Here is a 14,855-nt window from a genome sequence, read left to right as displayed (position 1 = left end):
GGCCAGCTGTGTCTTCGACTTCGCTTCCGCCCTTGCCGGCCCTCATTCCGGGCCGGGGCTAGCACTACCCGATCGCTGGGCGAGAATCCCCGCGCCGCAGGCGAGGCAAGGCCGACTGGCCGCCCGCAGCGACGCGACCGTCAGGTCGCGTGAGCGAGGATGCCCGATAAAAACCGAATCAGATGGCGGTGAGCCTGAGCTTCAACCCGTCCTTGGGCTTGGGGATCGGCCATGCCTGCCATTCGGGATCGCCCGCCGCCAATTCGATACGGTAGCGCGGCAGCATCTGCGCCAGCAGGATCTTCACCTGCATGTAGGCAAAATGCAGCCCCAGGCACATATGCGCCCCGCCGCCGAAGGGAACCCAGGCGTATTTGTGCCGTGCCTTCACCTGCTCGGGCGTAAAGCGCATCGGGTCGAAAGTGTAGGGATCCTCCCAATGCTCCTCGTCGTGATGCGTGTAGTGGATGTTGATCCCGACATGCGCCCCGGCGGGAATGCGATAGCCGCCATATTCGAACGACTTGAGCGCGCGGCGCGGCATCGAGGGCACCGGCGGCACGAACCGCAGCGCTTCCTTGAACGCCATTTCGGTCAGGTCGAGCTTGCCCAGATCGTCATATTCGAGATCGCGCGGGCGGCCGCTGGCATCGCTGCCCCCGGTGACCGCGGCGATTTCGTCGCGCAGCCGATCCTGCCATTCGGGATGCTTGGCGAGCAGCCACAGCAGCGAGGTGGCGCTGGAGGTGATGGTGTCGTGCGCGGCCATCATCAGGAAGTTCATGTGATCGACCACTTCGTCGACCGGCATCAGGCTGCCATCGTCATATTCGGCGGTGGCGAACTGGCTGAACATGTCCTGCCCGCCGCCTTCGGCGCGGCGGCGATGCGTTTCGCGCGTGAAATAGTCGACCAGATAGGCGCGGCCATCGACGCCGCGCTTCATCTGCGTGAACGGCAGCGGCTTGCGCACCGGCGCCACGCTGGCCTGGACCATGTCGACGAAGGCGGTGTTGATCCGGTCCGCCTCGGGGCCCCACGGAATGCCGATGAAGCTGTCGGCCGCCAGGTCGAGCGTCAGTTCCTTGATTGACGGATAGAAGAGCAGTTGCGCCCCCGAGCCATCGCCGCCCCATTCCTCGACCCGCTTGGCGATGCCGCGGTTCAGCGCGTCCGCATAATGCCGCATCGGGCCGGGCTTGAAGGCGATCGACAGCGCGCGGCGATCGGCGCGGTGGTGATCGAAATCGAGCAACATCAGCCCGCGCGGGAACAGCTTGTCGAGAATCGGCCCCCAGCCCTGTTCGGAGCTGAAGATCTTGTCGCGGTTCATCAGCAGCATCTCGTTGGCCTCGGCCCCGATCAGCGCCACGTTCCAGCCACCGAAGGCCCGGTTCTTGTACACGCGGCCGTATTTTTCGACCATGCGCCGCGTCTGGCCATGCGGGTCGGCCAGCATCTTGAAGGTGTTGCCGACGATCGGCCACCCCCCCTCGCCCGGGATGTGCGCGAGCGCATCTTCGCTGGGATTGCCTTCCTGCCAATGCGACGGCGCGGTCTCGGCAGGTTGGTGCGGGGCAAGCGTGGCCATTAGGTAGCTCCTTAAAACTTACTTCGTTGTAAGTAATTTTCAGGCGCGAATCCACCCCATCAATTCACGGCGCAAAAGCGTCTCCAGCATGGCCAGTCCGGCGTCGGAAGTATTGAGGCAGGACAGCGCGGCAAACCGCTCTCCGCCGGCCTCGGTGAACTGCTCACAGCCCTGGATGGCCAGCTCTTCGAGCGTCTCGAGGCAATCCGCCGAAAAGCCCGGCGCAGCGATCGCCAGCCGCTTGGTTCCGGCCCGCGCCTCTTCTTCCAGCGTATCGTCGGTCGCAGGGGCCAGCCACTTGGCCGGCCCGAAGCGCGACTGGAAAGTGGTGCGGAAACGGAGCCCCGGCCGCGCCAGCCGCTCCTGCAGCAGGCGCGAGGTCTTCTGGCAGTGGCAGTGATAGGGATCGCCGAGTTCGAGCGTGCGCTGCGGCATGCCGTGGAAGCTCAGCAGCAGCACTTCGGGCGCGAAATCTAGCGCATCGATCTGGCGCGAGAGATCGCTCGCCAGCGCATCGATATAGGCCGGGTCGTCATGGTAGGGCGGCAGGGTCCGCAGCGAGGCCTGCCAACGCATTTCCCGCAGCTTGTCCGCAGCCTTGTCCACAACCGTGGCCGTGGTCGCACCCGAGTACTGGGGGTAGAGCGGAGCCAGCAGGATCCGTTCGCAACCGGCCGCCATCAGCGCCTCGATCCGCTCGGGGATCGACGGGGTGCCGTATCGCATCGCCCAGTCGACCTTCACCTCATCGCCCAGCCGCTGCTGCATTGCGGCCGCCTGGTCGCGCGTGATCACCGCCAGCGGCGAGCCTTCCTCGGTCCACACCTGGCGATAGGCATGCGCGCTTTTCTTGGGCCGCGTGTTGAGAATGATGCCGCGCAGGATCGGCTGCCAGGCGATTGCCGGGATCTCGACCACCCGGCGGTCCGAAAGGAATTCCGCGAGATAGCGTTTGACCGGCCCCTTCTCGGGCGCATCGGGCGTGCCGAGATTGACGAGCAGCACCCCGACGCCGCCCGACTTGACTGCGGGGTGGTCGGCGGGAAGCGATTGTTCTTGCCAGGTCATAGGCCCTCCGAAAGCAATGGCAGACGGCGAAAGCGCACTCCTGTCGCGGAGTAAAGCGCATTCGCGATGGCGGGCGGCGCCACGGCGACGCCCAATTCGCCGGGATCGAACGCGGGTGCGTCGCTGGCGAGGAATTCGATGACGATCTCGGGGCAATCGGCCAGCGTCGGCAAGCTCAGCCCCGCAAGGCGCGCGGGGACGGGCCGGCCATCCTCATAGGCCACGCTCGACCCGGTGGCGAGCGACAGGCCGAAGATCAGCCCGCCTTCGATCTGCTGGCGCGCAATGTCGTGATTGACGATCCGCCCGATATCAACCGCCGCATGCAGCCGAGTCACGCGCAGCCCGCCTTCGCCCAGCGCGGCCTGCGCCACGCAGGCGATGCGCCCGCCCCCATCGCCGGGTCCGCCCCCCTCCCCGGGTCCGCCCATGCGCACCATCGCCAGCCCCTGACCGGTGCCGCGGCGCCCGCCGTCCCAGCCGGCCAGCCGCGTCGCGCGGCGCAGGCAATCGGCCATCCGCGGCGTCTGGCCCAGCATCTCGATGCGGTAGAGGAACGGGTCGCGCCCGGCGCGTTCGGCCAGTTCGTCGATGAAGCTCTCGATGAAGAACGCGGTGTATGCCGCGGCATTGCCGCGCATCGGCCCGGTCGGGAAGGGCAGCGTCACCGGCAGGTGGTCGACCGCGACATGCGCGATTCCATAGGGCGGGACCGCGCCCTCGCAGGCCAGCGTATCGGCCTCGCCCGCAGCGTGTTCCATCGCCGCTTCGGGCGTGTTGTTGTCGAACAGGCGGTGGCCGAATTCGCGCATGGTCGCGGGCATTGCCAGCCGCGTGCGCCAGGCAGCGATGCGGCCGCCGCTCGCCGGGACGAAGCCTGCTTCCAGCCGCGCGCTGACGGGGGTGCGCACCGGCACCAGCTGCAATTCCTGCTGGCGCGGCCAGGTCAACTGGACCGGGCGGCCGATCTGCTGCGCGATCTGCGCAACCTCGATCGCGTGCCGCCGTTCGAGCCGCGCGTCGAAACTGCCTCCCGCCGCAGTGGGATAGAGCACCACGTCCTGCGGCGAGATGCCGATTGCCTTGGCCGCCGCGCGGCGCGTCAGTTCACCCGCCTGCGCGGCGATCCACAATTCCAGCTTGCCGCCGTCGAAGCGCGCCGTCGCGCTGGCGGTCTCGATCGCGGCGTGGACTGCCGGGGCGACGGAATAATCCTGCGCATAATCGGGCCGTGCGAGAGCGCCGTCCGGATCCCCTTCGGTCACGATGCGCTCGCCCTCGCCCTCCGCCAGCGCGGTATCGAGCGCGCGCAGTGCACCCGCGCTCTCGACGGCCGCGGGCCCGGCGAAGACCGGCCGCATCGCCGCAAGCGCGCGGTCGGCAATCCACCAACTGTCGGCCACTGCCGCGAGATAGCGCTTGGACTTCACCACCCCCACCAGCCCCTTGAGACCGGCCACCGCTTCCTTGTCGAAGGCGGTCAGTTCGGCCTTCCCCAGCGGACCGTGCCGGATTGAGGCGTAGACCATGCCCGGCAAGCGGATATCGCCGGCGAACAGGAAGCTGCCGTCGACCTTGGCGGGCAGGTCGAGCCGCGGGAAGGCGGGCGCCAATTCGGCCTCAGCCGGGGACGGATCCTCGCTGGCAGGTTCGACCCGCAGCGGCGGCGGATCGGGCGGGTCGAGCGTGGCAGCCTGCGCAGCCAGTTCGCCGAAGCCCAGTTCCTGTTCGCCGTGGCGCACGAGACCCGCTGCGACTTCGCATTCTTCCCAGCCCACGCCCCAGCGTTCTGCCGCCGCCATGGCGAGCAGCGCGCGGGCCGCCGCGGCGGCCGCGCGCAGCGGCTGTTCATAGGCTGCGAGCGAAAGGCCTTCGGCCGTGGCGCAGAAGGCGTTGCTGCGCGCAAAGCGTTCGGCCAGCAGGCCATCGGGATCATCGGCCAAGCCGGGCAGACGCGACCACAGCGGCGCCCATTTCGCGGCGAGCGCAGTGTTGGCGAACAGGCCTGCAGGCGGTGCGGGTTCGATGGCGACCTGCCGCCAGTCGGCACCCAGTTCGACTGCCACGACCTGCGCCAGCACGGTGGTCACGCCCTGCCCCATCTCGAGCTGCGGCAGAGCCACGGTGACCACGCCGTCTTCGGCAATGGTGAGCCAGCCGCCGAAGCCGTGTTCGTTCGGTCCGGGAACCAGCGGGCTGGAATAGCGGCGCGGCCACAGCCACCAGCCGACCGCCAGCCCGCCGCCGACTGCGGCCCCGGCCAGCAGCTGCCGCCGCGAAACCGGCAGCGCGGCTAGCCCTGCGCGCGGATCCACGCGTCGACCTTGGCGGCAATATCGTGAAACGGCGCTGCGAGCGCATCTTCGCCGCAAGCGGGCGGCTGGCCGCGGTCGCTGCCTTCGCGGATCGCTAGGTCGAGCGGGATGCGCCCTAGGAACGGCAGGTCAAGCCGCCCGGCCGCGGTTTCGACCCCGCCCCTGCCGAACGGGTCGGACACCTCGCCGCAATGCGGGCAGGCATAGCCCGCCATGTTCTCGACCAGTCCGATCACCGGCACTCCCGCCTGGTCGAACAGCTGCCCCGCGCGGGCGGCATCGATCAGGGCAAGGTCCTGCGGGGTGGAGACGAGCACTGCGCCCATCGGCTTGTAGCGCTGCAGCATGGTCAGCTGCACATCGCCCGTACCCGGCGGCAGGTCGACCAGCAGCGTATCGACATCGCCCCAATGCGCATCGATCAGCTGCGCCAGCGCATTGCCCGCCATCGGGCCGCGCCAGGCCAGCGCGCGCCCCGGTTCGACGAGATGACCCATCGACAGCACGGGAATCCCCACCGGGCTGTCGACCGGCTCCAGCTTCTTGTCGCGGGCCACCGGCTTCGAACCCTGATTGCCCAGGATGACCGGCTGCGAAGGGCCGTAGATATCGGCATCGACCAGCCCGACCTTGCGCCCACGCCGTGCCAGCGCAATCGCCAGATTGGCGGTCAGCGTCGATTTGCCGACGCCGCCCTTGCCGCTGCCCACCGCAATGATCCGCCGCTGCGTACGTTCGGCGGTCATCACGACGCGGGTTTCGGAAACCTCTTCGCGCTGGCCGAGGATATCGGTGATCGCGCGTTCGATATCGTCGCGCTCCTGCTGGCCCAGGCCCGCGGCATCGACGATGGCGATGGCCCTGCCTTCCTTGATGGTCAGCGTCGAAACACGGGCGGCAAGGCTGTCGGGAAGCAGCGCTTTGGGATCGGTCGAACTCATGGGCGCGGCTGCTGTAGCATCGAAAAGCGCGCGGCAACCCCTGTTTTTCCGCCGAACCGCACCTATAAGGAACAGCATGAGAATTTTTGACGGGTTCGGACAGAGGATTTCCCTCGCGATGGCGGGCAAGAAAAGCCCTTGGGGCGGTGGATCGGATGATGGCGGCACGGGCGACACGTCCGGCGGATCGCAGGGCGGCGGCGACAAGCCGAAGGGCCCGCGCAACCCGTGGCTGCCACCCGGCGGCACCAGCGACGATGGCCGGCGCGCGCCCAATATCGAAGACATCTTCAAGAGCCGCGGCCCCGAAGGCCCGCGTCGCTCGGGCGGCGGGGGCGGGCCCGGCGGCCCCAATTTCCGCTTTCCCCAGCGTCCCGGCGGCAAGAGCTGGTTCCCGCTCGCCGTGGTGGCGATCGTGGGCGTCGGCCTGCTGGCAACCAGCGTGCATCTGGTGGCACCGCAGGAAGAAGGCGTGGTCAAGACGCTGGGCAATTACACCCGCAAGATGGAACCGGGCCTCAATTTCTCCGCCCCCTTCCCGATCGAGACGGTCGATGTGGAAGACGTCGAAGGCGTGCGATCGGTGCGGATCCCAGGCAATAACAACCAGGCCAAACTGATCCTGACGGGCGACCAGAACCTGGTCGACCTCAGCTATATCGTGCGCTGGAACATCAAGGATCTGGCGAATTACAAATTCCGCGTGGTCGACCCGATAGAAACCGTGAACGAGGCTGCCGAGGCCGCCATGCGCGCCGCGGTCGCCGAAACCCAGCTCGACGAGACCTTCTCGGGCCAGGGGCGTGCGGCCATCGAGATGGACGTGCGCGAACGCATGCAGCGCACGCTCGACGGCTACCAGGCCGGGGTGCGGGTGCTCGGTGTCGAAATCGAGAAGGCCGATCCGCCCGCGCAGGTGGTGGATGCCTTCCGCGACGTGCAGGTCGCCGAACAGAACGCCGATGCGGCGCGCAACCAGGCGCAGGGCTATGCCCAGCAGGTCCTCGCGCAGGCCGAAGGTGAGGCCGAGGCCTTCGACAAGGTCTATGCCCAGTACCGCCTCGCCCCCGAGGTGACCCGCCAGCGACTGTATTACGAAACGATGGAGCGCGTGCTGAGCCAGACCGACAAGACGATTGTCGAGACCGACAATGTCACACCCTACCTACCGTTGCCGGAAATCCGCCGCCGGTCGCAGCAGCCCGTCACCACCGTGACCGCACCGGAGGGCCAGTAACATGAGCAATTTCCTGCAGGATCACCGCAACTCGGTCATCGCGCTGGCAGTGCTGGTGATCGGTTTCATGATGAGCGCCTATGTGGTGCCCGAAGAGGACCAGGTCGTGATCATCCGCACGGGTGAACCGGTCGGCACGGTCAACACGCCCGGCGGCGAAACCGACGCCGGCCTGTATTTCCGCGTGCCCTTCATCGACAGCGTCAACCGCATCGAGAAGCGCCTGCTCGATCTCGAAATGACCGACGAGGAAGTCCTCTCGGCCGACCAGCAGCGCCTGCTCGTCAACGCCTATGCCCGCTTCCGGATCACCGATCCGGTGCGCATGGTCGAACGCGCCGGTTCGACCGATGGCGTGCGCAACGCGCTCGAGCCGATCCTCAACTCGGTGCTGCGCCAGGAACTCGGCCGCCGGACCTTCCAGGCCATGCTGACCGCCGAACGCGGCAGCGCGCTGGCCAATGTCCGCACCAATCTCGATCGTCAGGCGCGGCAGTACGGGGCCGAGGTGGTCGATGTGAAGATCATGCGCACCGACCTTCCCGAAGCGCCGCTGCAATCGGCTTTCCGCCGGATGGAATCGGACCGCGAACGCGAAGCCCGCACGATCCGCGCCGGCGGCAGCCGCGACGCGCGCATCATCCGCGCCGAAGCCGATGCCGAAAGCGCACGGATCTATGCCGAGGCCTTCGGCAAGGATGCCGAGTTCTACGATTTCTACCGCGCGATGCAGAGCTACGACGCGACCTTCTCGAACGACGACAACCCGTCGGAGAGCAGCATCATCCTGTCGCCGGACAATGAATATCTGCGGCAGTTCCGCGGGCGGCGTTGACGGTTCGTCGAACGGCGCCGGCACCGTTCAATCGGCATTCACCGGCGGGCCCGACATTCACCCGCCGGAACGCGTGGTTCCCGCTTGGTCAGCGTTCTGCCGACCGCGGGGCCCGCACAGTAGAGAAGAGGACGAAAAGGACGTGAAGCCAGTGCGATATGCATATTCCGTAACGAGTGCGCTGCTGGTAGGCGGCGCTGCCATTTCGCTCGCGACCGGCTATCCGGCGGGTGCCCAGGTCGCCCAGAACGACGACAGCCAGATGGCGCGCGTGGTGCCCCGTGCGGGCGCTCCCGAAAGCTTCGCCGATCTCACCGCGCAATTGCAGCCTGCGGTGGTCAACATCTCGACCCGCCAGCGGATCGAGGTATCGGGCAACAATGGCAATCCTTTCGCGGGCACGCCCTTCGAAGGCCTGTTCAACCGCCGCGGCGGGCAGCAGCGCGAACCGCAGTACCGCGAAGGCCAGTCGCTGGGTTCGGGCTTCGTCATTTCGGCTGATGGCTATGTCGTGACCAACAACCACGTGGTGAGCCCCAACGGGCGCGGCACGGTGGAAGAGATCACCGTCACCATGCCCGACGGCACCGAATACAATGCCGAACTGGTCGGCACCGATGCGCAGAGCGATCTCGCAGTGCTCAAGATCAGCCGGCGCGAGCCCTTTCCCTTCGTCGAGTTCGGCGATTCGACCCAGTCCCGTCCCGGCGACTGGGTGATCGCGATCGGCAATCCCTTCGGCCTTGGCGGCACGGTCACCTCGGGCATCGTCTCGGCGGTCTATCGCAACACCGGCCAGGGCGGTGCCTATGACCGCTACATCCAGACCGATACCGCGATCAACCGCGGCAATTCGGGAGGCCCGCTGTTCGACATGCAGGGCAATGTGATCGGCATCAACAACGCGATCTTCTCGCCTTCGGGCGGGAGCGTGGGGATCGGGTTCGCCATTCCCGCCGAAATCGCCGCGCCGATCGTGCAGAAGCTGCGCGACGGGGTGGAAATCGAGCGCGGCTATCTCGGCGTATCGATCCAGCCGGTCGACGACGACCTGGCCGACTCGCTCGGCATCCCGCAGAACCGGGGTGAATTCATCCAGGGTGTCCAGCCCGGCGAAGCCGCCGAGCAGGCGGGCATCCGCCCCGGTGATATCGTCACCAAGATCGACGGGCAGGAAGTCACGCCCGACCAGACCCTGTCCTTCCTCGTGGCCAACATCGCGCCGGGCACCACCATTCCGGTCGAACTGGTCCGCGACGGCGAAACCCGCCGCGTCACGCTGACCGTGGGTAAACGTCCGAGCGAGGAGGAACTGCGCCAGCAGCAGCAGTTCAACCCCGACATCGAGGACGAGGACCCGATGGAGCCGGGCGAGAATGCCGTGATCGAGGAACGGCTGGGGCTCCAGGTCCTGCCGCTGACCGCCCAGATCGCGCGCCAGCTGGGTGCCGGCGCGGATACGCAGGGCCTTGTCGTGGCACGCGTCGATCCCAATTCGGATGCGGCCCGCAAGCGCCTGCAGCGCGGTGACATCATCCTGACGGCCAATTATCGCCAGGTGCGCTCGCTCGACGATCTGGAAAGCATTATTCGGACGGCGGAAAGCGAAGACCGCGAAGCCGTGCTGCTGCGCGTCCAGCGCCGCGGCCAGCCGGCGGCCTATGTGGCGGTGCGGCTGCGCTAGCCACCTGACCCGGACCAGACGACAGCAGGGCGGCTCTTCGGATGGGGAGAGCCGCCCTTTCTGTTGCCAGCCTAGCCTAGTTGATCTGCCGCTGTGCAGGCTGCGAGCGATTGCTTCCGCTTGCCCCGGTGGCTTCCTCGAGGAAATCGTCGCCGATCGCCTGCGGAGCGCCGTCGGCGCCGCGTGGCGGTTGCTGGGGCGGCCGCGGCCCGGGCCCGGGCTGAGAGGTGTTAGACGGGTTCGGCCGCTCGGGGCCGAGCGTGCGGTCGAAGTCCTGCGCGAAGGGGTCGTTGCGCGGCGTGTCCGCAGTGCCCGGTTCGATCAGGTTCCCCTGCTCGTCGATGAAATAGTAATCTTCCGGATCGCCGAACATGTATTCATCGTCGGGCTCCAGCTGCCATTCGGGCAATTGCAGATCGGTGTCGAATTCCTCGACCGGGCGATCCTTGACCGCGTAGCGCATGTAGGCGGCAAAGGCGCGCGCGGGGGCGGTGCCGCCCTGCAGGCCGCCGACGCGGGTGTTGTCGTCGCGGCCCATCCACACGCCGGTGGTCACGCCCGAGGAAAAGCCGACGAAATAGCCGTCCTTGTTCGAGCTGGTGGTCCCGGTCTTGCCCGCAACCGGACGCCCGATCTGCGCCGCGCGCCCGGTCCCGGTCGCGACGGCGGTCTGCAGCAAATCGGTGATCCCCGCGGCCACGTAGTCGGGCACCAGCTGCGAGCTGCGCGGCTTTTCATGCTGGTAGAGCAATTCGCCATCGGCGGTCTCGACCTTGAGAATGCCATAGGGTTCGACCGATTCGCCCCGCGCCGACACCGCGGCAAAGGCCCGCGTCATGTCGATCAGCCGGACCTCGTTCGAGCCCAGCACCATGGCCGGATAGGTGTTGATCTCGGTGGTGATCCCGAAGCGCCGCGCCATCGAGGCGACCGAGGTGAAGCCGACCTCATTGCCCAGCTGCGCCGCAACGGTGTTGATCGAATAGGCGAAGGCTGTGCGCAGGTCGATTTCGCCGACATTGCGCCCGCTCGAATTGCGCGGGCTCCAGCCGTCGATGGTCACCGCCGTGTCGACCACGCGGTCGTCGGGCGTGTAGCCCGCTTCGAGCGCGGCGAGATAGACGAACAGTTTCCATGACGAACCCGGCTGTCGCAGCGCATCGGTGGCGCGGTTGTAATTGGTCTGGACGTAATCGGTGCCGCCCACCAGCGCGAGCACAGCGCCGTCGCGGTCCATGCTGACCAGCGCGCCCTGCGCCCCATCGGGCGTGTTCGCCTTGATCGAGGCCGTCGCCGCGCGCTGCATTCCGACGTCGAGCGTGGTCCACACCTCGATCGGCTCGAAGGTCTCGGGCAGCAGCATGTCGAGCTGCGGCAGCGCCCAGTCGGTGAAATAGCGCACCGAGTTCTGCCCGGCCTCTTCCTTGAGCCGCACTGCGCTGGGATCGACTGTGACGTCGGGTGAAATGCGCCCCTGTTCCTTCATCAGCCGCAGCACCACGCTGGCGCGGCCGACAGCGGCATCGACATCGGCAGTGGGCGAATAGCGGCTGGGCGCCTTGACCAGCCCGGCGATGATCGCCGCCTCGGCGACCGAGAGCTCGGTTGCGGGATGGCTGAAGAACTTGCGGCTGGCCGAATTGATGCCATAGGCGCCGCCGCCGAAATAGACCTTGTTGAGATAGAGCTCGAGGATCTGCTCCTTCGAGAACTTCCACTCGAGCGCCATGGCGAGGATCGCCTCGCGCAGCTTGCGGTCGAGCGACCGGTTGTTGTTGAGGAAGACGTTGCGCGCCAGCTGCTGGCTGATGGTCGACGTACCGCCCACGCGCGCTCGCGATCCGGTCAGCCCCTCGATGATCGCGCCGCCCGTGCGTACCGGATCGATGCCGAAATGCGAATAATAGCGGCGATCCTCGACCGAGATCATCGCATCCTTCATCACCTGCGGGATCTCGTCCGCGGTCAGCCATTTGCCGAAGCTGGGGCCCAGCTCGACGATCTCGGTCCCGTCGCGCGCGCGCACGACGATGGTCTGTGCGGTCTGTGTCGCCTTGAGCTGGTAATAGCTGGGCATCGAGCGGACCGAAAAGGCCACTGCCAGGCTGATGAACAGCACCAGCAGCAAGGCCAGCGCGGCGCCCCAGATCGCCAGCCGGCGGCCCCATGTCCGCAGCCGGCCCGGCGGTGTGCCGCCCGCTGCGGAGCCGCGTTTCTGGCGTCGCGTCCGCTGGCGACCACTGCGTCGGTTATTCATTGCTTACGCTGGCACCCTTGTTGCTGTCCGCCCTGTAATTGCCGCAATCTCGCATGGCGAGAGCTAACCGCATGTGAACGGCAGGCGGCGGCGCTTAATCCTCGGGCTCGAAATCGAGCGCGGCGGAATTGATGCAATAGCGCATGCCCCCGCGATCGCGCGGACCGTCGGGGAAGACATGGCCGAGGTGCCCGCCGCAATTGGCGCAGGTGACTTCGGTTCGCACCATGCCATGCGAGGTATCGCGGTGCTCGTTCACCGCCTCGCCCTCGGCCGGGGCAGTAAAGGCGGGCCAGCCGCAGCCGCTGTTGTACTTGTCGTCGCTTTCGAACAGCTTCTGTCCGCATCCGGCGCAGTAATATTCGCCTTCATCGTAATGCTTGTCGTACTTGCCGGTGAAGGCGCGTTCGGTGCCTGCCTGGCGCAGCACCTGGTATTGTTCGGGGCTCAGTTTCTCCCGCCATTCGGCATCGGTGAGTTCTTGCTGGTCGGGCAATGCCTTGTCCTTTCGAGTGAGGTATCCCATATAGGGCCAACCGGAGCCGATGCACGCGGTTCCGCGAATGGTCGACGATTTGCTTGACGATTCGCAGGGGCGCCGCTAAGTGCGCCGCTTTCCGGCGGCCCGTGCCGCCTTTCCGTACGCAATACAGAGATTTTCCGCCGCGCATGCCGTGCGGCCTGACGAGGACAGACATGGCCAATACGCCGCAAGCCAAAAAGCGCATCCGTCGCAACGAAAAGCGCGCCGAAATCAACGGTGCCCGCATGAGCCGCATCCGCAACTTCCTCAAGAAGGTGGAAACCGCGATCGAAGGCGGCGACAAGGACAGCGCGCAGACCGCGCTCCGCAACGCCCAGCCGGAACTGGCGCGCGGTGTTGCCCGCGGCGTGCTTCACAAGAACACGGCGTCGCGCAAGATGAGCCGTCTGAGCAAGCGCGTTTCCGCGCTCTGATCTCCGACCGCCGGCTTTCGCAGCCGGCTGCAAGCGAGTCATTCGAAGGGGCCGCCGGTGTACCGGCGGCCCTTTTGTCGTATTCCAGTTTCATTCCGATACCGGCCTGTAATGACGCCGTAACATAACCCATGGGAATCCCGCGATTCGCGCTGCCATTTCGGGCTTATCGTAGTAGATTCATCGACTTGAACGGGCCTCTGCGGGGTCCACTTGAGTCAACAAGTATATTTCGTGTTTTTTACAGTTATCCCCCTTGCGACTCATCCGGAGAGCGACCTACACCAAGGCTCTCAGTCGGGGGCGGGACAGCCCCGGCTTTTAAATGATCGATGTGCGAGGGCGACCTCCGGATGAACCGATTCCGGAGCGGGACTGTGCTGTGCCCGGCCTTGCCGATGTAAGAACAACAAACAGGCGGCGGGTCAGCCGACCGGGGGTGATAAGTAGTATGCGAAAGACATCGGACATCGGCGCGCAGAAGGCACAGGACGATTTCATGGCAGACCAGGAAGCCGTAAACCTTGCCGCCGATTGGGCCGACATCAGCCAGGGCCTGCGCAAGGACCTGGGCCACCAGCTGCACAGCCAGTGGATCAAGCCGATCCAGGTGGGCGGGATCGAAAAGGAAACCGGCACGCTCGACCTGTTCCTGCCCACAGAATTCAGCGCCAACTGGGTCAAGGACCGCTTTGCCGACCGCCTGGGCCTGGCATGGAAGATCGCGCGCAGCGAAGTGCGCGACGTCCGCATCCAGGTCCATCCCGGACGCCGCCAGGTAACGGATCTGCGGCTGCATTCGGACGGCCGCCGCCCGGCCAATGACGGGCTCGACACCTCGATGATGGCGATCGGCGCCGACACGCTGGGCGACACCGGTTTCACCAGCTCGGTCGGCCTCGACCCGAGCCTCACCTTTGCCGCCTTTATCACCGGCGAAGCCAATGTGCTGGCGTTCAATGCCGCGCAGCGCATGGGCGCGACCGAGAAGCCGCAGTTCAGCCCGCTCTACCTCAAGGCCGCCACCGGTCAGGGCAAGACGCACCTGCTGCACGCCACCGGCCACGCGTTCCTGCAGGCGCATCCGCGCAGCCGTATCTTCTACTGCAGCGCCGAGCGCTTCATGGTCGAATTCGTCCAGGCGCTGAAGGCCAACCAGATGCTCGAATTCAAGGCGCGCCTGCGCAGCTTCGACCTGTTGCTGGTGGACGACATCCAGTTCATCATCGGCAAGGCCAGCGCGCAGGAAGAACTGCTCTACACGATCGATGCGCTGCTCGCCGAAGGCAAGCGGCTGGTGTTCGCCGCCGACCGCGCCCCGCAGGCGCTGGACGGGGTCGAACCGCGGCTGCTGAGCCGGCTGTCGATGGGTCTGGTCGCCGACATCCAAGCCGCCGATATCGAGCTGCGCAAGAAGATCCTGACCTCCAAGCTGACGCGCTTCGCGCCGCTCGAGGTCCCTGCCGACGTGCTCGACTTCCTCGCGCGGACGATCACGCGCAACATCCGCGAACTGGTTGGCGGGCTCAACAAGCTGATCGCCTACGCCCAGCTCACCGGGCAGGAAGTCTCGCTCCAGCTGGCCGAAGAGCAGCTGACCGATATCCTGTCGGCCAATCGCCGGCGGATCACGATCGACGAGATCCAGCGCACCGTGTGCCAGTTCTACCGCATTGACCGCAGCGAGATGAGCAGCAAGCGCCGCGCGCGCGCCGTGGTCCGGCCGCGGCAGGTGGCGATGTATCTGTCGAAGGTGCTCACCCCGCGCAGCTATCCGGAAATCGGACGCAAGTTCGGCGGACGCGACCATTCGACCGTGATCCACGCAGTGCGGCTGATCGAAGACCTGCGCCAGCGCGATGCCGATATGGACGGCGATGTGCGCAGCCTGCTGCGCCAGCTGGAAAGCTGACGCCCCCGCTGCCCGGCAGCGCCGTCCTCAACCGGAGCACAGCTGATCGACAGGTCTG

11 protein-coding genes are annotated in these 14,855 nt (G+C 66.5%); 5 read left to right on the top strand and 6 right to left on the bottom strand.

Features of this window, described 5'->3' with window-relative positions; genetic code table 11:
• Positions 1–178 precede the first annotated feature (178 nt).
• From SJY12_RS12100 to SJY12_RS12085, 4 genes are read right to left on the bottom strand one after another with little or no spacing between them, the layout of a single operon-like run.
• The gene (locus SJY12_RS12100; RefSeq protein WP_348030297.1) at positions 179–1,591 is read right to left on the bottom strand and encodes a cytochrome P450; all 1,413 of its coding nucleotides are present in this window, start codon (positions 1,589–1,591) and stop codon (positions 179–181) included.
• 39 nt (positions 1,592–1,630) lie between these two features.
• Positions 1,631–2,659 carry a ferrochelatase gene (hemH, locus tag SJY12_RS12095; protein WP_348030296.1) on the bottom strand — a complete coding sequence of 343 codons (1,029 nt, stop codon included), beginning with the start codon at positions 2,657–2,659 and terminating at the stop codon, positions 1,631–1,633.
• Positions 2,656–4,974 (bottom strand): molybdopterin cofactor-binding domain-containing protein, encoded by a 2,319-nt coding sequence (locus tag SJY12_RS12090; protein ID WP_397505474.1) that lies wholly within the window; start codon positions 4,972–4,974, stop codon positions 2,656–2,658. Before SJY12_RS12090 ends, hemH begins: the two co-directional genes overlap by 4 nt.
• The gene (locus tag SJY12_RS12085; RefSeq protein WP_160767428.1) at positions 4,953–5,915 is read right to left on the bottom strand and encodes an Mrp/NBP35 family ATP-binding protein; all 963 of its coding nucleotides are present in this window, start codon (positions 5,913–5,915) and stop codon (positions 4,953–4,955) included. The genes SJY12_RS12090 and SJY12_RS12085 overlap by 22 nt, the downstream gene beginning before the upstream one ends.
• Positions 5,916–5,991: 76 nt before the next feature.
• Here SJY12_RS12085 and hflK point away from each other — a divergent pair, with 76 nt between their 5' ends.
• The 3 genes from hflK (at position 5,992) to SJY12_RS12070 (ending at position 9,671) form a co-directional block, all read left to right on the top strand.
• Positions 5,992–7,152: a protease modulator HflK gene (gene hflK / locus SJY12_RS12080; protein ID WP_397505473.1), complete on the top strand. Its 1,161-nt coding sequence runs from the start codon at positions 5,992–5,994 to the stop codon at positions 7,150–7,152.
• A gap of 1 nt (position 7,153) precedes the next feature.
• Positions 7,154–7,987, top strand: coding sequence for a protease modulator HflC (gene hflC / locus SJY12_RS12075; protein ID WP_397505472.1), 834 nt, complete (start codon positions 7,154–7,156; stop codon positions 7,985–7,987).
• A gap of 151 nt (positions 7,988–8,138) precedes the next feature.
• A complete protein-coding gene (locus SJY12_RS12070) occupies positions 8,139–9,671 on the top strand; it encodes a Do family serine endopeptidase (RefSeq protein WP_050599736.1) in 1,533 nt (510 codons plus the stop codon).
• 76 nt (positions 9,672–9,747) lie between these two features.
• On the opposite strand, the gene SJY12_RS12065 is transcribed toward SJY12_RS12070, so the two are convergent.
• Entirely contained in the window at positions 9,748–11,928 is a 2,181-nt protein-coding gene (locus tag SJY12_RS12065; RefSeq protein WP_397505471.1) for a transglycosylase domain-containing protein, read from the bottom strand.
• A gap of 94 nt (positions 11,929–12,022) precedes the next feature.
• Positions 12,023–12,454, bottom strand: a complete 432-nt coding sequence (gene msrB, locus SJY12_RS12060) for a peptide-methionine (R)-S-oxide reductase MsrB (protein WP_228135215.1) — start codon at positions 12,452–12,454, stop codon at positions 12,023–12,025.
• A 170-nt stretch (positions 12,455–12,624) separates the two neighbouring features.
• Here msrB and rpsT point away from each other — a divergent pair, with 170 nt between their 5' ends.
• Positions 12,625–12,885: a 30S ribosomal protein S20 gene (rpsT, locus tag SJY12_RS12055; RefSeq protein ID WP_050599739.1), complete on the top strand. Its 261-nt coding sequence runs from the start codon at positions 12,625–12,627 to the stop codon at positions 12,883–12,885.
• Between the two features lie 451 nt (positions 12,886–13,336).
• Positions 13,337–14,797 (top strand): chromosomal replication initiator protein DnaA, encoded by a 1,461-nt coding sequence (dnaA, locus tag SJY12_RS12050; protein ID WP_050599740.1) that lies wholly within the window; start codon positions 13,337–13,339, stop codon positions 14,795–14,797.
• Positions 14,798–14,855 lie beyond the last annotated feature (58 nt).

This window comes from Qipengyuania sp. R86523, assembly GCF_044596365.1.
GTDB lineage: Bacteria > Pseudomonadota > Alphaproteobacteria > Sphingomonadales > Sphingomonadaceae > Qipengyuania > Qipengyuania citrea.
This window is presented reverse-complemented; position numbering and strand designations above follow the sequence as displayed.